This window comes from Bacillus sp. HY001, from assembly GCF_007558965.1.
Taxonomy (GTDB): domain Bacteria; phylum Bacillota; class Bacilli; order Bacillales; family Bacillaceae_G; genus Bacillus_A; species Bacillus_A mobilis.
Genome location: NZ_VLTE01000011.1, coordinates 102,733 through 125,502, shown reverse-complemented (window position 1 = coordinate 125,502; position 22,770 = coordinate 102,733). Strand labels below are relative to the sequence as shown.

Below are 22,770 nucleotides of genomic sequence, written 5' to 3'. Positions count from 1 at the left end.
CTCACGATGTATTATTGTACCATTGTTCTTCTAGTTTTTCCTACTAGAAAGCAAAAACAAGCAGGATTTTTTAAATTCATATAGAAGATTCTCTTACATTACATATTTTTTACAATTGTAACACAAATGAAATTTGAATTTTCAGTATTTGTTAATTATGATTTAAATTAGAGGCTTTCCATCTAGTTCCCACATCCTTGATTTCGGAATAAACGCCGTCTCGTACTGCGTTTACATTATATTTTCAAGGGGGTACAATGAGTCAACTAGCTGTAAATCTTCATGAAAAGGTAGAAAAGTTTCTTCAAGGTACAAAAAAGTTATATGTGAATGGATCTTTCATTGAAAGCGCTTCCGGTAAAACGTTTAAAACACCTAACCCAGCAACCGGCGAAACACTTGCCGTCGTCTCTGAGGCTGGTCGCGAAGATATTCATAAAGCTGTTGTTGCAGCTCGCATGGCTTTTGACGAAGGTCCTTGGTCTCGCATGAGCACTGCTGAGCGTAGCCGTCTTATGTACAAGTTAGCTGATTTAATGGAAGAACATAAAGAAGAACTTGCACAACTCGAAACATTAGATAACGGGAAGCCAATCCGTGAAACAATGGCAGCAGACATACCACTTGCAATTGAACATATGCGCTATTATGCTGGTTGGGCTACGAAAATCGTTGGTCAAACAATTCCTGTTTCTGGTGATTACTTTAACTATACACGCCATGAGGCTGTTGGTGTCGTCGGTCAAATTATTCCTTGGAACTTCCCACTTCTTATGGCAATGTGGAAAATGGGAGCAGCGCTTGCTACAGGATGTACAATCGTTTTAAAACCTGCAGAACAAACTCCACTATCCGCTCTATACTTAGCTGAATTAATTGAAGAAGCTGGATTCCCGAAAGGCGTTATTAATATCGTTCCTGGATTCGGTGAATCAGCTGGACAAGCTCTTGTTAATCATCCACTCGTTGATAAAATTGCATTTACTGGCTCTACGCCAGTCGGTAAACAAATTATGCGACAAGCTTCTGAATCATTAAAACGTGTTACTTTAGAGCTTGGCGGTAAATCACCGAACATTATTTTACCAGACGCCGACTTATCTCGCGCGATTCCTGGTGCACTTTCTGGTGTTATGTTTAACCAAGGACAAGTATGCTCTGCTGGATCACGCTTATTTGTTCCAAAGAAAATGTATGATAATGTCATGGCTGATCTCGTCCTTTATTCTAAAAAATTAAATCAAGGCGCTGGTCTAAGTCCAGAAACTACAATCGGTCCTCTCGTTTCTGAAGAACAACAAAAACGTGTAATGGGCTTCATTGAAAAAGGGATTGAAGAAGGCGCTGAAGTACTTTGCGGAGGAAGTAATCCATTCGATCAAGGCTACTTCGTTTCTCCTACAGTATTCGCTGACGTAAATGACGAAATGACAATCGCAAAAGAAGAAATTTTCGGTCCAGTTATTTCTGCAATACCTTTTAACGATATTGATGAAGTAATTGAACGTGCAAATAAATCACAATTCGGCTTAGCGGCTGGTGTGTGGACAGAAAATGTTAAAACAGCACACTATGTTGCAAGTAAAGTGCGCGCTGGTACTGTATGGGTAAACTGTTATAACGTCTTTGATGCAGCATCTCCATTTGGAGGATTTAAACAATCCGGTCTTGGCCGTGAAATGGGATCTTACGCATTAAATAACTATACAGAAGTGAAGAGTGTTTGGCTCAACTTAAACTAACGAAAAAGAACCTGACCTATCCGGTCAGGTTCTTTTCAATATGTATTCCTTTAAACTTGCAGTCCACCGCTCACATTTAATACTTCTCCTGTAATATAGGATGCGTATTCTGATGCTAAAAAGGCCGCTGCGTTCGCAATATCTTCTGGCGTTCCAATTCTACCAACTGGAATCGCGCCAACCATCTTTTCTTTCACTTTATCTGGTATCGTTTTTGTCATATCTGTATCCATAAACCCTGGACAAATCGCATTACAAGTAATACCGAAACTTCCAACTTCTTTCGCTGCTGTTTTCGTTAAACCTACAACTCCTGCCTTTGTAGCCGCATAATTCGCTTGACCTATGTTTCCTTCTCTACTAATTGAAGATATATTAATAATGCGTCCATACTCTTGTTGTCTCATGTAAAGAAGCGCTGGCTGCATACAATAAAAAACACCAGTTAAGTTCACTTGTAATACTTGTTCCCAAGAAGACTTCTCCATTTTATGTAACATTGCATCTCTTGTTATTCCAGCATTATTCACCAAAATATGTAATGTACCGAATTTTTGAACCGCATATTCAATTAATGACTTCGCTTCATTTTGATTACTCACATCACATCGATATAAACTCACTTCATATCCTTCATCCGATAACTCACGTGTCGTTTTTTGTAGCTTCTCTTCATTTACATCGCTAATTAATACTTTCGCCCCTAGTTTTGCATAAACCCTTGCAATCTCTTTTCCAATTCCCTGTGCAGCTCCTGTTACAACAGCTGTTTTCCCATTTAAAAACTCCATCCCTATCCCCCATTTCTATTACTTATACTGTATATTTCGGCTTTTTGCCTTCCAATCCCTCTTTGTATAAAAAAGTCTATTTGTGTCAAACTAACTTTGCAACGTCGCATAAAACACAAGGAGATTGTGTCGAATGAACAAAAAAAATTTCAAGCAAAACAAAGCTGCTGATGGCATTGATGTTGAGTTCTCTCGTGAACTCGCTGACAACAATGACTTAGAAGCAAACGCACGTGCAAATGCCGCTGATGCACGTCAAAAACGCCAATCAACAGAAAAATAAGGAAAGCACAACCTTATTCTTTTCAACAGGGACCTACTACCCAACAAAATAAACCGAGAGATATCCTCTCGGTTTATTTTCGATATTTTTTTATATAATGTGCCAAAGTAAGTAGCGGATATATATGGGCATAGCTATGATAACGAATATAAAAACCACCTGGTAAACCTGTTCCAGTAGGATATTTTTCATTTACATAACGATTCGCAAGCAAATATGAGATACCTTTTCGAATTGCTGGTGTTTCCTTATCATAGTAAGAAATGAGAGCATCTAACGCCCATGCTGTTTGGGATGGTGTACTAAATGGTAAAGTAACGAACCTTTTTTCCACACTACTGTGGCATGATTCTCCCCAGCCACCATCTTCATGCTGTATATGTTCAAGCCATAAAGCAGCTCGTTTCAATGATGGGTTGCTAGATGGAATGCCGAGTGACCGTAAACCGGTCATCACCGCCCACGTACCATATATATAACAAATCCCCCATTTTCCATACCATGATCCATTTTTCTCTTGTACATTCATTAACCAATTTATTGCACTTTGTTTTTGTTTCTCTGGCAATTCATTTTGCGCATATGTCCCGAAAAGCTCTAACACTCTTCCTGTAATATCTGGTGTAGAAGGATCTGTAATCATGTCGCTTGCATTTTCGATTGGTAAATTTGCTAATAAATTGCTCGTCACACCTTTTTCAAATGCTCCCCACCCACCATCATTATTTTGTAATCCTTTAACCCAAGTGACCCCTTTCTTCCAAGCATAATCTACATTTTCGTTCCCTCTACTTTTTGCCAATACTCTTAGCACGGCTGTTGTATCATCAACATCAGGGATTGTCGTATTCACATCCGAAAAACCCCAACCGCCTGGCGCAAGCGCTGGTGCATGTACGCTCCAATCAGCTTTTTTTGTATGCTGTTTTTTTAATAAATATGTTACTGCATGTTGAATCATCTTAGTATCTTTCGGAACGTGGGCCTCTTGTAACGCATAGCTGAGTAACGCCGTATCCCATACAGTTGAAGGCGAGTTTTGCAAATGATTCCCGCTTTCCATCTTCCATATATAAGATGTTATCCCGGTTATAGCCTTTTGAATCATTGATGATTGAAGAGAATGTCCTAACGCGAGTAAAGCGTAAATCATATAAAACGAGGCAGTTGCGTAACTATATAACGTTCCATTTTCATCAATACGTTCTTTCATAAAACGTTCGACTTCCTCATTCCCTTTATGATGTAAAGATAGTGGATACGATATAATTTGTTTCACATCACTTACTAACGTTTGAAACAACGGAGACCGGTCCTCTCGAAACCATTCCCCGCCCCCTCCCGAAATATGATTTAAGTTTGGCAGTAACTTTTTCCCTACTCGAAATCTTTTATTTAAACAAACCATCATCGGAATTAAATGAATACGCGCTGAGCTACTTAACTCAAATATACTGAGAGGTGAATCACTTTGGAGAAACATAATTGGTGTTGGCAAATGAAAGAGCGAAGGATATTCATATTCTCCATGAACCGCTAATAAAAACTTCGTCATAAAATGAGCACGCGCTACCCCACCACGCTCATTTATAAACATTTCGGCTCGCTTCATATTCGCATCTTCTTTTGTATATTTTTTTGAAGCAAGTAAGGCAGCATAAGATTGGATTGTAGCAGATAAATTACCACCCACTTCATCTTCATACAATTTCCATGTTCCTTCATTTGTTTGTAGTGATGCTAATCTTTTTACAAATGGTTCTATCGCTTTATCTCTACCTAATAATTTTAATAAAAAGATCATATGGCAATCTGTTAATGGTGCTCCTTCAAAACAAAAGTGCCACGTTCCATCTCGCCGTTGCATCGTTTGAAGTGCAGTTGTTCTTCTTGCTATCTCTTCATGCACTTTTTCATATAATAACAAGTTACTCACCCACCCTTTCGAAATCCGTATAACGATATTCAAAAAGGTAGTTGAATATGTATGAAAACAAAGAAAAGCAGAACATATAAAATGTTCTGCTCATAAACAATATCCCACTCCGACAATTATCCCTACTAAAGCACCGACTACTACTTCATACGGTGTATGCCCGACAAGTTCATTTAACTTCTTATATTCTGTTTGTTTACCGTGAAAAAACTCATTCAAAATTTTCGCTTGTTTACTTACCGCGAGCCTTACTCCTGAAGCATCATACATAACAATAATGGCAAAAATAGCAGCGATCGCAAACATGGAACTTTCCACACCTTCCACAACACCAACACCTGTCGCAAGTGCTGTAACAGTTGAAGCATGAGAACTTGGCATCCCACCTGAAGCAAAAAACTTTGCAAAATCAAATTCACCCGTTTTGAATAATTTAAAGACTACTTTCGTTAATTGTGCTAAAAACCATGAAATTACAGCGGCCATAAGCGGATCATTATGTAAAATTGTTTCCACGTTCTCAGCTCCCTACTGACTATAATGGAAATTCTATATAGTATCAGTATAAAGAAAAATGCGTAGAAAATACTACGCATTATGATACTTTTGCTGATTTATTTTTTATAAATTTCGGTTGTTTCTGCACTAAAAACTTTGTTTTTGCTATTGAAAACACAAATAATGCAATCCATATACAGAAAAATGCCATCATATGAGTAGATGTGAAATGCTCACCAAATACGAATACACCTAAAATTAAACTAATTGTTGGTGCAATATATTGTAAAAAGCCTACCATATAAAGCGGAATAAGTTGTGCTCCTTTTGCAAAATAAAAAAGTGGTAAAGCTGTAACAATTCCTGCTCCTATTAATAGTAACGTCGATAGCATGGAAATAGATCCAAATGAACCGAAACCATGTACTCCTGTCATAACGAGATAAATGATCGCAAACGGCGTCACTAACATCGTTTCCATCGTAAGACCAATTGTCGCATCATAGTTTAACAATTTCTTCGTTAATCCATATAATCCAAATGAAAAGGCAAGTGATAAAGAAACCCACGGAATAGATCCAAAACGTACTGTTAAAATGATAACCCCTACTCCAGCTAAACCAACTGCAACATATTGCCAAAAGTTTAACTTTTCCTTTAATACAACGGTACCAAGTAAAATGCTAATAAGTGGATTAATATAATATCCGAGACTGGCTTCAATGACATGATTATGATTAACGGCCCATATGTAGACAAACCAGTTTCCGCTAATCAAGACCGAAGCTATTGTTAATGACATTAATAATTTAGGTCGTTTAAAAAGATTCACGAACTCCCCAATAAACTGACGAAATCTCTTCGTAACACCTAATACAAGTAACATAAAAACGAATGCCCAAACGATGCGGTGTGCTAATATTTCATCTGCTGGAACTTCCTCAACCCATTTCCAATAGATTGGTAGGATTCCCCACATCGTATAAGCACCAGCCGCATATATAATCCCCTTTTTTTGCTGTGCTGATTGACTCCCCATCTTCCTTTTTCTCCTCTTCTCATTTTTCTCCATTATACGGTCCCACATGCTCACTTTACCAATAATCAATCTGCAATTCTTTCGACATTTCTCATACAGCAAAAAGTAAACATACTGTTATAACGACAAGTAACGGTATACCGAAAACAAATTTCTTTTTATGTGTTTTATGGTGAAACATATACATACCAATCCACGCACCAACTGCGCCTCCAGCTGCCGCTGATAAAAACAACGTACTTTCTGGTGTTCTCCACTGTTTCTTCTTCGCTTTTCGTTTATCAAGCCCCATAAGGCTAAAAGCTATAACGTTAATAATAATAAAATAAATCCATTTCATCGCTTTCTCTCCCTATGAAAAATTCGCTTAATGGTAACATGAAAAAACGACGGAAACAACTGAAGAACGCTTTTTATTAACTAGTCACCTTCATATTTACATAACCCACAAAAATCGCAGTTAAAGCAATAAAATAGAAAGAAGTTATGAGCAGAACTTTATATTTCATTCCCTTCACCCACTACCATTTCATCGAAAAAACTTCTCTCAATCTCTTTTTCATCAAAATGAAGAACTACAATTAGTCCTATATATAAAGAAACGAAATTTAGAAACCATTCGCCATTTTCATCTTTGTTAGCTAAACATTTAAATATCTCTTGAAATTGCATACGCTCATCTGCAGCAGCAACCGGACGCACACCAAAGTATTTCAATACGAGATTCAGCTTCAGATGCACGGATAATGATAAAATATATTTTAATAACTCCGTATACTCTGCACTATCTTTTTGACTATACAGCTTCACAAGCTTTTGATGTAAAGTAGAAATCGATAATTCTTCGTCGGTCACTTTAGTTACTTCTACCATTTCAATCATCTTTTTCATATTCATTACATTCACCCCTTCTGCAAAAAAACAAAAGCCAAAGCGTATTTATTTTATAATCAGCAATAATTGAGTATTTCTCATCTCTCGTTCTTCTTCACTAACTAAGTCATACTTCTTTAGAAGATGAAAGACATCATTTAATATTTCCTGTGAATGATTCCCTTGCAAAAATCCCTTTACCTCTTTAAAAATCACTTCCGGTAAAAATTTTTTTTGACTTTCAAGCTTATTCATTACATCTTCCATAGAATGATCAATATTACAAGCCATACTAAACTTCCCCCTCTATCCTTTATAAATAATATCCTCCGCTAACGATGTAAACACTTCTCCTACAAAAGAGTCTTCATCATATACAGATGAACCGTTATTTTCTTCTCGTTTTGCAAAAGGTATTTGCGCGATCACTTCTGTTTGCAATTGTTCTGCAAGCATTTCGCCCCCACCTTTTCCGAAGAGATAGTTTTTTGATCCATCTTGTTCTTCATAATAAGCCATATTTTCTACAATCCCTAAAATCTCGTGTTTCGTATGTTTTGCCATAACACCTACTCTAGATGCTACGAACGAAGCTACATTGTGTGGTGTTGTAACGATAATCTCTTGCGCCTGTGGGATCATCGCTGCAACATCAATAGCAACATCTCCTGTACCAGGTGGTAAATCAAGAAGTAAATAATCTAATTCTCCCCAGTGCGTATTCGCAAGGAAATTTTGAATCCATTTATTTAACATCGGTCCGCGCCACATAACCGGGTTATTTCCTTCCGTAAAAAATCCCATCGACATAATTTTAACACCGTGACTAACGACTGGAATTGCTGTTTGATCAATCATCGTCGGTTTTTGATTCGTTTCCATCATAGCCGGAATGCTAAAGCCATATATATCTGCATCTAATATCCCTACCTTTTTGCCCATACGAGCTAAAGCAGTTGCAAGATTTATTGTCACTGTTGATTTTCCAACTCCACCTTTACCGCTCGTTACAGTAATAAATCTTACCCCTGAATCAAGGCGAAGCATGCTCGGCATACCAGTTTCTGTTCTCGTAGTTTTCTTTAACTTCTCTGTTAGCGCAGCTCGTTCGTCTTGTGTCATAGAACCAAATGTCAAATCTACCTTAGATGCACCAATTGCATGAAGAGACTCTTCCACATCTTGTTGAATTTTTGCCTTTAATGGACAACCTTGAATCGTTAGCACTACTTCAAGTTTAACCTCTGTTCCATTCATTTGTATATTTCTAACCATATTTAATTCTACAATACTTTTGTGTAACTCCGGATCCTCTACATGTTTTAATGCGTTCATTATTTGTTCTTGCGTAATCATAGCACTCATCCCTTCTCGTATTCGAATTTATATACAACATTTTCTTGGCGAAAAAGCTTTTTATCCCCCGCTAACAGGCGGGATTAATGCGACTATATCTCCAGCTTTTATCATCTCTTCATTCGTTACAAACTCTTCATTCACAGCCACCATCACTTTATCAAGCGATTGTAAACAATAACTTGCTTTCAGCCATTCTTTTAATTGCTGAACTGTCATTTCTTGTTTTTCTAAAATTACGAATCGGTCCGATCCGACTTCCTCACGCAAATTTGCGAACAATAAAATTGTAATCATCTTCTCATTCTTCCTTCTTCGGTTTTCCTTCTGGATATGCCGTATTTTCAAGTTGATCTCCAATCCACATCGTTCCATCTTCCCAAAATTCTTTTTTCCAAATTGGGACGATTCGTTTTATACGTTCAATCGCGTATTCATTCGCTTCATACGCTACTTTACGATGCGGTGATGAAACTGCAATGACTACCGCAATATCCATGATTTCTAGCCGCCCTACACGGTGCGTAATTGCTACTTTTGCATCCGGCCACTTTTCATTTATTTCTTCACCAATTCTTGTAAGTTGTTTTACCGCCATCGGTTTATATGCTTCGTACTCTAAATGTAGCGTTCGTTTTCCTTTTGTAAGTTCTCTCACCGTACCAATAAATGTTGTAATTGCACCTGCTTCTCTTCTTGCGACTTTATTCGTTACTTCTTCAACTAAAATCGGTATATCTACAATTTCAAATAGTGCTTGTCCCATTAGAAACACCTCTCACTTTATCCCGCTTTAATGGGCAGTAAGACCCCCACCTCAAAATGCAGCGAAAGCAAAGAAGTTAGGCGGGGGTCGGGCTGCCCATTAAAGTCCGATTGGTTCAACTAATAATCAGTGGGGGATGAAGAAAACCCCCACTGATTAAAGTTTCACTTTATAAAATGTCCCAGGCCATTCACTACCTTCATTATCTTCTAGCAAGAGAATATCTACGAACATATCTTTTTTATACCCTCTCGTACCACCTGGAAGTACAATAAATATATTTGTCTCTGCTAGGGAAGAAACCGAGCTAGATTTATCAAACCCTGACGGATAAGCAATTAATTGCCCTTCTTTATATGTCAGTTTTGCTCGCACAAATCTTGTAAATGGATTTGGTTTTAGAAAATCTTCTCCTAATAACGCTTTTTCTCTTTTCATATGTGCTTTTTCAATAAACATATACGTCCGAATACAAGGTCTTACAAACAATTCAAATCCTACGTAACAAGCAGATGGATTTCCTGATAAACCAAATAATAACTTGCCATTTAATTGCGCTACAGTCGTAACACTCCCTGGCCGCATTGCAACTTTATTGAAAAGAACAGAGGCACCTAACTTTTCGTAAATAGCTGGTAAATAATCGTAATCCCCTACTGATACACCGCCTGTTGTAATGAGCATATCCACTTGACTTAACGCTTCTTTTACAGCTGTGAAACATGTATGAAAATCATCGCTAAACTTCCCGAAATATTTTACTCTGCCGCCCGCTCTTCGAATTTGAGACAATATCATATACGTATTACTATTTCGGATTTTCCCTGGCTGTAGTGAATCATTTACATCCAGTAATTCACTACCAGTCGCTAACAATCCAATTACAGGCTTTCTCGCCACTGGCACCTCACTATACCCGAACGTAGCAAGAAGAGCTGAAATACCTGGATGAATGTATGATCCTTTTTTTGCAAGAACCGTTCCTTTACGAGCATCTTCACCTTGAAAAGAAATATTGTCGCCCGTTTTGAATGATCGCTTCACTTCCATATAATTGTTGCCAGCTTTCTCATATTGACGAGTCAACTCTAACATAACCACCGCATCACACCCATTCGGAATTTGCGCTCCCGTCATAATTCGAACTGCTTGAAACGGACCTACTTTCTCGTGGAATATTGATCCCGCACCAATTTCACCAATTACTTCAAACACAATTGGCGTTTCATAACTTGCTACATTCGTATCTTCTGCTCTAATAGCAAATCCGTCATACGGTGAACGATTGAATGAAGGAACATCATGGTCAGCTACTAAATCCTCCGCTAATATACGCCCGTAAGCTAATTCAATAGGTAGCAGCTCCCTTAATCCCTCATTAGCAAATCCCATTACTTTACGAACAGCTTCTTCAACCGTAATTGGCACTCTTCTTTCCATTATTGACAACCCTTTCTATTAACCGAATACGCGATAATATAATTGTTTCGCTTTCGAAATATCATTTGTACCATGAATGAAAACACGACCATCCCGAAAAATAACGACGCGGTAATCATCTAGTTGGCAAGATAGTAAATACGGATTCCGATCTACTTTCCCCAGTTTGTTTAATACTTTTTCTATATCGTCAAAATCGTACTTTCTATTTTCTACCGGCCTAATTTGTACTGTATTTCTTCCGCATAAAGCAGCTACCTTCGTTTGGTTTTCATATGATAAATAAGGATAAGTTCGATTTAAGCCGCACGAAGGGCAATCGTCTGTTTTGATTTTCCCTAGTTTTATAAAATGGTTCTGATTGCTCCATATATCAAACATGAAAAATGTTTTTCTAATTGCCACGAAATCTCCTACTAAAATTTTGAATGCTTCCGCCACTTGATATGCTGCGACGATTTGCACAGTCGGGCTAATAATTCCAGCGGTATCACATGTCACACCTGTAACAGGAACGCTCTTCAGCACACAATGTAAACATGGTGTCTCTTGCGGCATAACCGTATAACTCATACCGTACGATCCAACGCAAGAACCGTATACCCACGGAATCTTATGTTTTTGTGATAAATCATTTATTACAAATCGAATATCAAAATTATCTGTTGCATCAATTATTACATCTACATTTTTTAATAGGTCTTCCATGTTTTCTGCACTTGCATCCATTACGAAAGCATCTATGTGTACTTCCGAATTAATTCGCTCTAACCGATTTTTAGCAGCAATTGCTTTCGGTATTTTCTCTCTTGCATCTTCTTCAGAGTACAATTGTTGCCTTTGTAAATTACTCCATTCAACGTAGTCACGATCAATAAGCGTCAACTTGCCAATACCTGCACGTACGAAACTTTCAGCACTCGCACTTCCTAATGCGCCTGCTCCTACAATTAACACATGTTTATTTTGAATTTTTTCTTGTCCTTTACTCCCAATCGGTTTGAACAACTGTTGTCGTGAATACCGCTCAGCCATTACATACCCTTCCTCTCACGAACTCTATTTCATATTAGAATGTTGTTTTTGATAACAAGCAAAGTAAGCGAATCCAACAAATCCAGCTCCTCCAATTACATTTCCGATAAAAACAGGAACAAAATTTCTAGCAAGATCCATCCACGTCAGATGACCTGCAAAAATAACTGCTGAAATAACAAACATATTTGCTACCACCTGCTGAAATCCAATCACTACAAATGCCATAATCGGAATCCAAATTCCGATTATTTTTCCGACAAAATCACTCGTCCCATAAGCGAGCCATAGCGCAAGACAAACGAGCCAATTACATCCAATCGCTAAAATTAAAGTTCTCCCAAACGTTTCATGTAACTTTCCTTCTGCTATCGCTACCGTTTTATTTAAATAATCTCCCTCTGTTAATCCGCCAAGATGACCGAAACAATACGCAACAAAAATAGCTCCAACGAAATTCATGAAAGTAATCCAAACCCAATTATTTAGTACACTTACCAATGTAATTTTCTTTGCATAAAGTGCCATAGAAAGTGACATCATATTTCCGGTAATTAACTCTCCTCCTGCTAATACGACGAGCATTAATCCAACAGGAAAAACCGCTCCTCCTACAATATTGACTAAACTACCCCAGCGCTCTGGTAAATTACCTAAAACGCGAATATTAAGCAAAAAACCTAACGAAATAAACGCTCCTCCTAAAAAACCGAGAATAAGCATTGCTGGCAACGTCTGACTTACTTTTTGGACACCGGCCTCAATTACAAGCTCAGCAATTTGTTCCGGTTTATGAAATGCCATTACCAATTCCTCCATTTTCTCCAAATAAAAAAGCAGCTTCAAAAAACCTCCTCAAAATACAGGTTTTTGAATGCTGCTTAATTTCTCTGCACATCTTTTACAGAGATATCAATCATCACTTTTACTATAAAATAGAAAATCTACAACCGTTGCACATTTCCCATTTTGTATATACTTCATCAAAGCGTCACTCTTATATATCAACCACCAATATGTGACATTTCAATTTTAGGCGCTCTTTTTTTACTAGTATGACTTAAGCGTTCATCTGAATAACGATCTTCTCGGTTGTTCCATATATCACGTACGATATATGTTATTTCATCGTCAGTATATCCAGATCGAAGTAGTTCTCTCAAGTCATTTCCTTTAGAAGCGAACAAACAAGTATATAATTTTCCTTCTGCAGAAATACGGGCTCTCGTACATGAGGAACAGAAAGAATCTGTTACGGATGAAATAATACCTATCTCTTCACTACTTCCAATATAACGATAGCGAGTCGCAACTTCACCTGCATAATTCGCTTCTATCCGTTCTAATGGCATAACTTGATGAATCGCATCTACTATTTCTTGTTTCGAGACGACCTCTTTTAATTCCCAACCGTTATAATTCCCAACGTCCATATACTCAATAAAACGAAGAATATGCTTATTTTCCTTAAAATATTGTGCCATCTGCAAGATGTCCTGTTCGTTTTTTCCCTTTTGAACGACCATGTTTATTTTAATTTTCATACCAACTTCAGCTGCAGCCTGTATTCCTTCTAGAACTCTTTGCACTTTGCTTCTATTACCATTCAAATAGAAAAAACGATCTTCTTCTAAGGAATCTAAACTAACTGTCACACGTGATAAACCTGCCTTATATAAATCAGGAGCAAACTTTTTAAGTAACGATCCATTGGTTGTTAAACCGATATCCTCCACACCATCTATTTTATTAAGGCGCTCAATAAGCTGCGGAAGACCTCTTCGAAGTAACGGTTCTCCGCCCGTAATTCGTAACTTTCTTACACCTAAAGAAACAAAAATACGTGTTATCCTTTCAATCTCATCAAAAGATAAAATTTTATCATTAGACAAAAACGAATAATCAGGACCAAATATTTCTTCTGGCATACAATAACGACAGCGAAAATTACAGCGATCAGTAACAGAAATACGTAAATCCTTTAAAGGACGTTGTAGTTTGTCTAATGTGACAGATTTCATATTTATTGCCTCGCTTTTACTTATTTTATATTTAAAACACGCTCTGGATGTGTATATACGTTTAAGGATTGATTCCGAATAAATCCTATCGTAGTAATACCTAATTCTTCTGCTAGCTGCAAAGCCAACTCAGTTGGAGCTGATTTTGAGAGTATAATTTCACAACCAATTTTTGCAACTTTCAATAATATTTCCGAAGAAATACGACCACTAAAAACAATGATTTTATCACTTATAGAAATATTATTTTTTAAGCAATAACCGTAAATTTTATCTAATGCATTATGTCTACCGATATCCATTCGGCTTAAAATAATAGCATTCACATCACACAAAGATGCATTATGAACGCCACCTGTATGACGAAATGTCTCTGCAGATTGCTGCATTTCTTTCATTAATCGAAAACAGTCTTCTGCAGCAACCTGTACATGGACGCCATTCATTTTTTTTGCGCTTAGTGCATCATTCGCAAAAACAAACCCTTGTCTACTCATACCACAGCATGAAGTAATATAACGTTTATTTTGCATTTGTTCGTAATACAGGTTCACTTTTTTCGTTGTGACATGTACAAATCCTTCTTTCTCTTGTACCCATATGTCATCAATATCTTCATACTTCCGAATGATTCCTTCAGATGCTAAGAAGCCTATTACCATGTCTTCTATATATTCTGGAGTACTAACCATTGTAACAAACTCCTGTCCGTTCATTTTAATCGTGACTGGAAACTCTGTTACAATGCTGTCCTCTATATGTTTAAACGCCCCTTGTTCATAACGAAAGATTTCTCTTTCTACCTGTATCGGTTTCACGATCAGTATCCTTCTCTCACGTTATATTTTTATCAAAAACGAATACCGAAACTGCAATATCTTCTTCTACTTTCATATCTGAAAATAAATTCACTAATTTCGCTCCAACAAGTTCCTCCAAATGTTCACGGGAATTCGCAGCATACACTTCTTGAATCATTTTCGTTCTAGCCAAATGAACCATTTCCGCACCGTCCATCGTACTTGAAATGAATTTTTCAGTAGGTGTTAAGTTTCCGTAAAGGGTCGCAATCGCCATATTTTCAGCAAAAACAGTATGAATTCGTTCCGGTCCTTTTCCGAAAAGTTCCTTTCGAAGTTTTCGTATCATATCATTAAATTCATGTACTTTTTTTGACATACAATTATACCTCCAAAAAATCCTCATTTTACTTTATTATATATTTTACCAAAATGAGTCTTCCGCCCAAAATATTTCGTACAAACATTTGGGCGAAAAGATTCACTTCATGAAGATTATTCGTCTTTTAACCCTTTACCCATACCTTTTAAGAAATGAAGCCCAAACCCGATAGCACGGTTAATGTCTGGGTCTTTCAATACTTTCATAAGATCGAATACCCCTACTTTTTTATTACTCTCTAGATGTTCATTACCTTCTTCTAGTCCTACTAATAAACTACCTATAAGCTTTTTCGTAAGTTCCGGATCAAGTTCTGTTAAAGCACCTGCAGCACCCATCATATTATTAATTAAATTTGTAACAGGCTCACGAGTCACTTGGCCAAGAACGATTTTTGCGATTGGTTCTTTCGCTTTTAGCATAGAATTTGCGGCTTCTAGCATTCCGATGTCATTTAATTCACCGACAATATTAAACATTTGATTTAAAGCTTCTTCATTATTAGCTAGAAGTTCTTTTAAATCATCTAATTTTTGCTGTTTTATTTCTTCCTCAGTTAATTCTTGTTTTTGAATCATTTTTATAGGTGCAGCCATATTTTTCTCCTCCTACTTATCCGTTAAATGCACATACCCTGGACGTGCCCACTTACGATCTACCTCAATACCAGCTTGAGGGTGACGTTTTTTATTGCGTGGGTTCGCTTTTGGCATCGGATTTTCGCCATCAACTTCTAGCAATTCCATACGCACTTTCGTCTGTTTATAAGCAGGTGTGTTCGTACGCGTATCAACTGCAGGACCTGTTAAGAAATTAATTGCTGTTTCATTATCTGTAGAGTTCATCGGTAAATATAACTCATTCGCTTTTACACGGTCTGTTACAAGCGCACGTAATTTTAATGCTCCAAAAGGAGAGACAAGACGAACTAATGAACCTGTTTTCACTCCACGTTCTTTTGCAAGCGCCGGAGAAATTTCAACGAAAACGCCCGGTACTTTCGTTTGAATACCTGTTGATTTATTTGTCATATTCCCTTCATGGAAATGCTCAAGCATACGACCGTTATTAATGTGAAGATCGAACTCCGCTGGGAATTCAGCTGGACGTACCCAATCAGCAATCGCAAAACGAGCTCTTTTATCTGGGAAGTTAAATCCATCTTGGAACAGAAGTGGTGTATTTGTTCCATCAAAACTTCCCCAATGGAAACTATTCCACCCTTCAAGTACTTCATAATTTGCTTGTGAGAATAGTGGTGATAAACTTGCCATTTCAGCAAAAATTTCACTTGGATGACTATAATTCCAGTTTGCACCTAATTTATTCGCAATCTCCTGCACAATCCACCAGTCTGGCTTCGCATCTCCAAGCGTAGGAAGAACTTGATACAATCTTTGTACACGGCGCTCTGTATTTGTGAAAGTACCTTCTTTCTCAAGAGACGGTGCTGCCGGTAATACAACATCTGCATATTGAGCAGTTTTAGATAAGAAAACATCTTGCACAACGAAGAAATCAAGGCTTGATAACACTTCATGTACATGGTTCGCATTAGAGTCTACAAGAGCCATATCCTCTCCAACAAGATACATAGCTTTCATTTTCCCTTCATCAATTGCATGAAGCATTTCAATATTATTAAGACCTGGTTCACTATTAATTTTCACTCCGTAAGCCATTTCAAATTTCGCACGCTCCATATCGTTAGTAACGTGCTGATATCCTGGAAGCCATCCTGGTAAAGTACCCATATCACAAGCACCTTGTACGTTATTATGACCTCGAAGTGGATATGCACCAGCACCTGGACGACGATAATTACCTGTTGCAAGAAGTAAGTTTGAAATCGCAGCAGAAGTATCAGAACCACCCGTATTTTGCGTTACGCCCATACCCCAAAGGATACATGTACCATCTGCATCACGAATCATTTCAGCCATTTGAATAAGTGTTTTTTTTGAAATACCAGTCATTTCTTCTGCATATTCAAGTGTATATTCTGTCAGACTCTCTTTGAAATCTTCAAAGAAGTTTACATTCTCATCAATAAATCGTTGATCGTGCCAGCCTTGATCAATCATATATTTCGTAACAGCCATTAACCATACTTGATCTGTTCCTTGTTTTGGACTAATAAAGACGTCTGAGCGCTCTGCCATTTCTGTTTTACGCAGATCAGCGACAATTAATTTTTGTCCGTGTAATTTATGCGCACGTTTAATACGTGTAGCTAAAACAGGATGACCTTCTGTCGGATTACAACCTACAATAATAACAAGACCGGATTTTGCGATATCTTTAATCGTTCCTGCATCTCCGCCCATACCAATTGTACGGAATAATCCGTCTGTCGCTGGTGATTGACAATAACGTGAGCAGTTATCAATATTATTCGTTTCAAATACTTGTCGAGCTAATTTTTGAATAACATAATTGTCTTCATTCGTAATTTTTGATGAAGAAATAAAACCGATAGCATCTTTACCGTATTCTTCTTTAATAGATCCTAATTTACTTGCAACTACATTTAGTGCCTCTTCCCATGTAGATTCAACAAATGTTCCATTTTTACGAATTAAAGGTTTTGTAATTCTTTCTTTAGAATTTACGAAATCCCAACCGAATTTCCCTTTTACACAAGTAGAAATTGCGTTAACTGGCGCATCAGAAGAAGGCTGTACTTTAAGGATTTTACGCCCTTTCGTCCACACTTCAAATGAACAACCTACACCACAAAATGTACAAACTGTTTTCGTTTTCTTCGTACGAGTATCACGCATGGCCGCTTCCACTTCTGATACCGCAAAAATGCCGCTATATCCAGGCTCAACTTCTTTAATTAAATCTACCATTGGTTCAAGAATATCTGGTTTTAATCCCGTCATAAATCCAGCTTCACCGAGCATCGTTTTCTCCATTAAAGCATTACAAGGACAAATGGTTACACATTGACCACAGCTCACGCATGAAGAATCATTAATATCGACTCCTTCATCCCAAATAACTCGTGGGCGTTCCGCTTCCCAGTCTATTGATAACGTTTCATTTACTTGTAAGTTTTGACATACCTCAACACATTGACCGCATGCAATACATTGATTAGGATCGTAGCGATAAAACGGATGCGTCATATCAACTTCACTTACATCTACTTTCGGTTCATAAGGATATTTTTGATGTTCAATCTCCATTAGTTCTGCTGTATTATGCAGCTTACAGTTCCCATTGTTGTTATCACATACAGTACAGTATAATAAATGATTTTCTAGTAACCGATCCATCGCCTCTGTTTGTGCTTCTTTTGCACGAGTAGAATTACGTTCAATATTCATACCTTCCGTCGCCACTGTCGAACAAGAGCGCATTAACTTTCCGTCAACTTCTACAATACAAGTGTCACATGTTTGAATAGGATCTACTTCTGGCACGTAACAAATTTGCGGATGTTCAATCCCGTTCTCATTAATAACACCCAATATCGTTGAACCAGGCTCCGCTGTATACTTTTTTCCGTCAATTGTAATATGAACCATGTTGTTATTCATGGTCTTTCCCCCTTTTTGAGAATAAAAAAACTCCACCACGAAAATATACGCACCACATTTCGGCACGTTATTATCATGGTGGAGTAGTTTATTAGCACATCTTGCTAAAATACCAATCCATTTATTCATAAATAAAACGATAGATTCATAACAGGTCATATCACGATTCCATCTTTAACACTATAATTATAGCGTTAAAACTAAAAATATACAATATAAAATTTAAACTACGCATATGTCCGCATAGAACTATCCATAATAACCCATATAAAGTGAAACTTTAATCAGTGGGGGTTTTCTTCATCCCCCACTGATTATTAGTTGAACCAATCGGACTTTTATGGGCAGTTGATCCCCCATCTAAATTCTTTGCTTTCGCTGTATTTTGAGATGGGGGTCTTACTGCCCATTAAAGTGGGATAATACATGACAAGGAGTAAGCGAACAAATGGGGTCTTTTAATAAATGGATACGTGGTGAAAAATCTTTTTCTGCACAAGAGCAAGCTGATCACCAATTAAAAAAATCTATTTCTTCTTCTCTTTCCCTTAATCTAAAGCACTTGTCCAAACTGTTTAGCGGTATTCCAGAATTAATTACACGCACTTTTCCGTTAAAAAACGGAAAAGAAGCTGCACTTATATATATGGAAGGACTTGTCGATAAAACTGTTATTAACATTGATATTCTCCGCCCCCTCCTATTTAAAGAGTGGAATGAGGACGATTTTTGGGAATCCTCCGTTACAATCGGGAATATACAGAAAGTTCAGCAGTGGGCAGACATCGAGCAGTCCCTTTTACATGGAAAAAGCATTTTATTCATAAATGGACAACTTACAGCTTTAGAACTAGATACGCAATCCGCACCAAAAAGAAGTATTGAAGAACCGACTACAGAAACTTCCATAAAAAGCTCGCACGAAGGATTTAATGAGGTAGCGAGCGACAGTCTTGCACTTATTCGTCGATATATTCCAAATCGCGAATTGAAAGTGAAGGAATTCACTGTTGGTGAACGAGCTACTTCAAAGGTTTTTTTGCTATACCTAGCAGACATTACAAACGAAGATGTCGTACAAGAAATGGCATGCCGTATCGAATCCATTAAAGTGGATGCCATTCTTACTACCGGAGAATTAGAAGGATTTGTTGAAGATAATTCCTATACTCTCTTTCCTCAATTATCTATCACTGAACGCCCTGACACAACGGCCCATCACATTCTGGATGGACGAATTGCTGTTGTTGTAGATCGCTCACCAGGCGTATTAATTGGACCTATGACTTTTTCAGCTTTTTTTCAGACGATAGATGATTACAGCTTTAGGCCAATGATTCCATCTTTCATTCGATTACTTCGTTTCACCGGATTATTTATTGCAATATTTGCACCAGCTCTTTATATTGCTATGATTTCCTTTCATTATGAAGTGATTCCCCTTAAATTATTGTTAACAATTGGAGAATCTCGAGCTAAAATTCCTTTTCCTCCTATATTAGAAGCACTTTTGATGGAATTAGTACTTGAAATGCTCCGCGAAGCTGCGGTTCGGCTTCCTGGTCCCGTTGGACAAACAATCGGCGTCGTAGGGGGGATTGTCATTGGACAAGCCGCGGTTCAAGCTGGAATCGTAAGTAACGTTATGGTTATCGTCGTATCTATTACTGCAGTCGCTTCTTTCATCATTCCTAACATGGAAATGTCGGCAGGAATTCGGCTTCTTCGATTCCCAATGATGGTAATCGCTTCTTTATTTGGTGTCATTGGCATTATGGTCGGGATGGCAGTTATCATCATCCATATTCTTTCTATGGAATCACTTGGTGTACCATATGGTAGTCCTTTCTCTCCGTCATTTGCTTCGGATTTAAAAGACATTCTCATACGTTCCCCATGGAAAATAATGAGAAAACGACCACTCTCTCTTAACTTGAAACAAGAAAACCGACAACGAGATATGAAGGAAAGGAAGGAAAAGAAGTGACAAATCGCGCAAAGAGGGAGATTACTTTATTTCAATACATTCTAACAATTAGTGGTGTTCAAGTTGGATTTGGTGTACTCACACTTCCACGTGAAGTTGCACAAGGAGCGAATACCGATGGCTGGATGTCAATTATTATTGGATGGGCTATAACTACTTGTGTAAGTCTTTGTATTATACAAATTATGGCGAATCATCCTGGTTATTCTTTACTTGATGTGTTAACACGTTATTTTGGGAAATGGCTAGGAAAAATCGCGATGCTGCTTTGGATTTTATATGCTGTACTTGCAGCTGTTTCTTTAATATTCTCCCTCTTATACGTTATTCACATTTGGATTTTACCTAGATCTCCAATGTTTTTAATTATGATGTTACTATCTATTCCAATGCTTATGCTCGCATGTAAAGGTGTTCTTATTATTAGCCGCTATGCTGTTTTTACTGTCTTCTTTACACTCTGGATGCCATTATTATTATTTATCCCACTTAAAGACGGGCATTGGGTTTATCTTCTTCCTCTCCTGAAAGAGGGATGGATACCCGTTTTCAACACAGTAAAATCAACTATTATTGCGTTTCTCGGATTTGAATTTGCATTTGTCCTTTATCCTTATCTCAGTAATAAGTCATCTGCCAAAAAAGGGATCGTTCTTGCGAATTTGATTACGCTATTTGTTTATCTTCAAGTCACGTTCGTCTCTTTTGTTTATTTTAGCCCGGATGGTATAACAAAGTTTTTATGGCCCACTCTTTCTCTTGTTACACCCTTTCACTTTTCATTTCTGGAACGGTTTGAAATTATCTTTTTGTCATTTTATCTCTTCATTATTTTTGATTCTTGCATTCCCTATATTTTCACTGCTTCAGATGGAATCAATCAATTACTTAACAAAAAAGAGAGTTCATTACCTGTTTGGTTTTTACTATTTGGGTGTGTTTTCGTTTTATTCTTTTACATCCCATCCTCGTATCAAATAAGTGCATTGCGAGAATTTTGGGGAACTGCAAGTTATTTTATCGTTTTTCTATTCCCAGTCGTATTTCTCTTATACATGACACTTTATCAGCATTGGAAAAGGAGAAGAATTTAAATGAGGCGCTTTATTTTCACTATATTTTTCTTTCTCATAACCTTTTTAACAGGATGTGGAGGAGATCGGCTCGACTTAGAAAAACAATCCATTTCATTAATTTATGGGTTTGATGCAAAAGCAAAAGGAAAATTAATTGTGTACCACGTAAACCCTATTTTTAATGAAGATGTGGAGAAAAAATACGAAACTCATGAAGCGACAGTACATACCCCTCGAGAAGCAAAAGCAACATTTAATAGTTCAAGTAGCGGTTTAGTATCTACAGAAAAGTTACAGCTCATTTTATTTAGCACGAAGTTTTTAAAACAAGAAGGCGCTATGCCTTACCTTGATGTTTGGTATCGCGACCCTAAAAATACTGGAAATATGCGCATGGTTGCAGTTGACGGTCCAATTTCTTCTGTTATATATAATAATTTCAAGGATAAGCCTGCACTTCCTGAATATTTAACAGATTTAATTAATACGAACAAACTATACAATCGAACCGCGTTTACGACATTCCATGAATTTCATAGGCAAACTTTTAATAAAGGTATAACACCTGCTATCTCAGAAATAAAAAAAGGAAAAAAAGATATTATCGTTACCGGTTCCGCACTATTAACTTCTCGCGGAATCTATAAGATGTCTTTAAATCGATATGAAAGTGCCCTCCTTCTTCTATTACAAAAGAAGGCCAATACACCAGTTTCTCTTACAATGAAGATCCCTTCTACTCAAGTTGAAAGTAATAGTGATTTAAAAGATACAGAAGGCAAAGATTTCGTAACAATAAATGTTCTTAGCATGAATCGTGACATTCACACAAATTATAACGATAACCACTTCAAATTTAATATTGCAATGGATTTTAAAGTTTCCGTATCTGAACTTACATTCAACATGGATATAGACAAAGATAGAAAGAAATTAACCTCTCTTATTACAAAACAGCTAAACAAAGATTTAAACGATTTAATCTACAACATTCAAAAGCAGCAACTTGATCCGTTTGGATTTGGTGATTATGCGAGAGCGTTTCAATATAAAGAATGGAAAACTGTCGAAGATGATTGGCCAAGTGCCTTTTCAAAAGCTAATGTGAAAGTAACTCCTACTATTAAAATTTTAGAAAACGGGATCATTAAATAGTAAAAACACGCTACTTACTCTTATACGTGTAAAGAGTAAGCA

The 22,770-nt window shown here is 37.3% G+C and carries 23 protein-coding genes; 5 read left to right on the top strand and 18 right to left on the bottom strand.

All coding sequences use genetic code 11. The annotated features are described in order from the left end of the window. Positions 1 to 257 precede the first annotated feature (257 nt). Positions 258 to 1,742, top strand: a complete 1,485-nt coding sequence (gene dhaS / locus FOT98_RS08430) for an aldehyde dehydrogenase DhaS (protein ID WP_061678475.1) — start codon at positions 258 to 260, stop codon at positions 1,740 to 1,742. Between the two features lie 50 nt (positions 1,743 to 1,792). Here the strand turns inward: dhaS and fabG are convergent, their stop codons facing one another. Then, the gene (fabG, locus tag FOT98_RS08425) at positions 1,793 to 2,533 is read right to left on the bottom strand and encodes a 3-oxoacyl-ACP reductase FabG (RefSeq protein WP_063262509.1); all 741 of its coding nucleotides are present in this window, start codon (positions 2,531 to 2,533) and stop codon (positions 1,793 to 1,795) included. Positions 2,534 to 2,666: 133 nt separating this feature from the next. Here fabG and FOT98_RS08420 point away from each other — a divergent pair, with 133 nt between their 5' ends. Then, positions 2,667 to 2,816: a YfhD family protein gene (locus FOT98_RS08420; RefSeq protein WP_063262508.1), complete on the top strand. Its 150-nt coding sequence runs from the start codon at positions 2,667 to 2,669 to the stop codon at positions 2,814 to 2,816. 73 nt (positions 2,817 to 2,889) lie between these two features. Here FOT98_RS08420 and FOT98_RS08415 read toward each other — a convergent pair whose 3' ends face one another. The 17 genes from FOT98_RS08415 to fdhF all read right to left on the bottom strand — a co-directional run bounded on the left by FOT98_RS08415 (position 2,890) and on the right by fdhF (position 18,510). After that, entirely contained in the window at positions 2,890 to 4,743 is a 1,854-nt protein-coding gene (locus tag FOT98_RS08415; protein WP_063262507.1) for a terpene cyclase/mutase family protein, read from the bottom strand. A gap of 99 nt (positions 4,744 to 4,842) precedes the next feature. Next, entirely contained in the window at positions 4,843 to 5,268 is a 426-nt protein-coding gene (locus FOT98_RS08410; protein ID WP_061678478.1) for a divergent PAP2 family protein, read from the bottom strand. A 79-nt stretch (positions 5,269 to 5,347) separates the two neighbouring features. Continuing rightward, positions 5,348 to 6,289, bottom strand: coding sequence for an EamA family transporter RarD (gene rarD / locus FOT98_RS08405; protein ID WP_063262506.1), 942 nt, complete (start codon positions 6,287 to 6,289; stop codon positions 5,348 to 5,350). A 91-nt stretch (positions 6,290 to 6,380) separates the two neighbouring features. Next, positions 6,381 to 6,629: a DUF1294 domain-containing protein gene (locus FOT98_RS08400; RefSeq protein WP_016086864.1), complete on the bottom strand. Its 249-nt coding sequence runs from the start codon at positions 6,627 to 6,629 to the stop codon at positions 6,381 to 6,383. A 158-nt stretch (positions 6,630 to 6,787) separates the two neighbouring features. Then, the gene (locus FOT98_RS08395; protein ID WP_063262505.1) at positions 6,788 to 7,186 is read right to left on the bottom strand and encodes a nucleoside triphosphate pyrophosphohydrolase family protein; all 399 of its coding nucleotides are present in this window, start codon (positions 7,184 to 7,186) and stop codon (positions 6,788 to 6,790) included. A 42-nt stretch (positions 7,187 to 7,228) separates the two neighbouring features. Next, positions 7,229 to 7,453, bottom strand: a complete 225-nt coding sequence (locus FOT98_RS08390; protein ID WP_063262504.1) for a hypothetical protein — start codon at positions 7,451 to 7,453, stop codon at positions 7,229 to 7,231. Between the two features lie 15 nt (positions 7,454 to 7,468). Beyond that, positions 7,469 to 8,518 (bottom strand): P-loop NTPase, encoded by a 1,050-nt coding sequence (locus tag FOT98_RS08385; RefSeq protein ID WP_061678482.1) that lies wholly within the window; start codon positions 8,516 to 8,518, stop codon positions 7,469 to 7,471. A 60-nt stretch (positions 8,519 to 8,578) separates the two neighbouring features. Continuing rightward, positions 8,579 to 8,815, bottom strand: a complete 237-nt coding sequence (moaD, locus tag FOT98_RS08380; RefSeq protein ID WP_063262503.1) for a molybdopterin converting factor subunit 1 — start codon at positions 8,813 to 8,815, stop codon at positions 8,579 to 8,581. Between the two features lie 4 nt (positions 8,816 to 8,819). After that, a complete protein-coding gene (gene moaE, locus FOT98_RS08375; protein ID WP_063262502.1) occupies positions 8,820 to 9,284 on the bottom strand; it encodes a molybdopterin synthase catalytic subunit MoaE in 465 nt (154 codons plus the stop codon). Between the two features lie 156 nt (positions 9,285 to 9,440). Beyond that, on the bottom strand, positions 9,441 to 10,724 hold the full coding sequence (gene moeA / locus FOT98_RS08370) for a molybdopterin molybdotransferase MoeA (protein ID WP_063262501.1): 1,284 nt from the start codon (positions 10,722 to 10,724) through the stop codon (positions 9,441 to 9,443). 18 nt (positions 10,725 to 10,742) lie between these two features. Next, positions 10,743 to 11,759 (bottom strand): molybdopterin-synthase adenylyltransferase MoeB, encoded by a 1,017-nt coding sequence (locus FOT98_RS08365; protein ID WP_063262500.1) that lies wholly within the window; start codon positions 11,757 to 11,759, stop codon positions 10,743 to 10,745. 24 nt (positions 11,760 to 11,783) lie between these two features. Next, a complete protein-coding gene (locus FOT98_RS08360) occupies positions 11,784 to 12,563 on the bottom strand; it encodes a formate channel (protein WP_061678487.1) in 780 nt (259 codons plus the stop codon). A gap of 200 nt (positions 12,564 to 12,763) precedes the next feature. Further along, positions 12,764 to 13,780 carry a GTP 3',8-cyclase MoaA gene (gene moaA, locus FOT98_RS08355; protein ID WP_063262499.1) on the bottom strand — a complete coding sequence of 339 codons (1,017 nt, stop codon included), beginning with the start codon at positions 13,778 to 13,780 and terminating at the stop codon, positions 12,764 to 12,766. A 20-nt stretch (positions 13,781 to 13,800) separates the two neighbouring features. Further along, on the bottom strand, positions 13,801 to 14,598 hold the full coding sequence (fdhD, locus tag FOT98_RS08350; RefSeq protein WP_063262498.1) for a formate dehydrogenase accessory sulfurtransferase FdhD: 798 nt from the start codon (positions 14,596 to 14,598) through the stop codon (positions 13,801 to 13,803). Positions 14,599 to 14,614: 16 nt separating this feature from the next. After that, entirely contained in the window at positions 14,615 to 14,959 is a 345-nt protein-coding gene (locus tag FOT98_RS08345) for a Na-translocating system protein MpsC family protein (RefSeq protein WP_000039580.1), read from the bottom strand. Positions 14,960 to 15,075: 116 nt separating this feature from the next. Next, positions 15,076 to 15,558, bottom strand: a complete 483-nt coding sequence (locus FOT98_RS08340; RefSeq protein ID WP_000729894.1) for a helical membrane plugin domain-containing protein — start codon at positions 15,556 to 15,558, stop codon at positions 15,076 to 15,078. Positions 15,559 to 15,570: 12 nt separating this feature from the next. Beyond that, on the bottom strand, positions 15,571 to 18,510 hold the full coding sequence (fdhF, locus tag FOT98_RS08335; RefSeq protein ID WP_063262497.1) for a formate dehydrogenase subunit alpha: 2,940 nt from the start codon (positions 18,508 to 18,510) through the stop codon (positions 15,571 to 15,573). A 448-nt stretch (positions 18,511 to 18,958) separates the two neighbouring features. On the opposite strand from fdhF, the gene FOT98_RS08330 reads away from it, so the two are divergent. From FOT98_RS08330 to FOT98_RS08320, 3 genes are read left to right on the top strand one after another with little or no spacing between them, the layout of a single operon-like run. Further along, a complete protein-coding gene (locus tag FOT98_RS08330) occupies positions 18,959 to 20,497 on the top strand; it encodes a spore germination protein (RefSeq protein ID WP_063262496.1) in 1,539 nt (512 codons plus the stop codon). Next, entirely contained in the window at positions 20,494 to 21,591 is a 1,098-nt protein-coding gene (locus FOT98_RS08325; protein ID WP_063262495.1) for an endospore germination permease, read from the top strand. The genes FOT98_RS08330 and FOT98_RS08325 overlap by 4 nt, the downstream gene beginning before the upstream one ends. Next, a complete protein-coding gene (locus tag FOT98_RS08320; protein WP_063262494.1) occupies positions 21,592 to 22,728 on the top strand; it encodes a Ger(x)C family spore germination protein in 1,137 nt (378 codons plus the stop codon). It abuts the gene before it with no gap. The last annotated feature ends 42 nt before the right edge of the window (positions 22,729 to 22,770 follow it).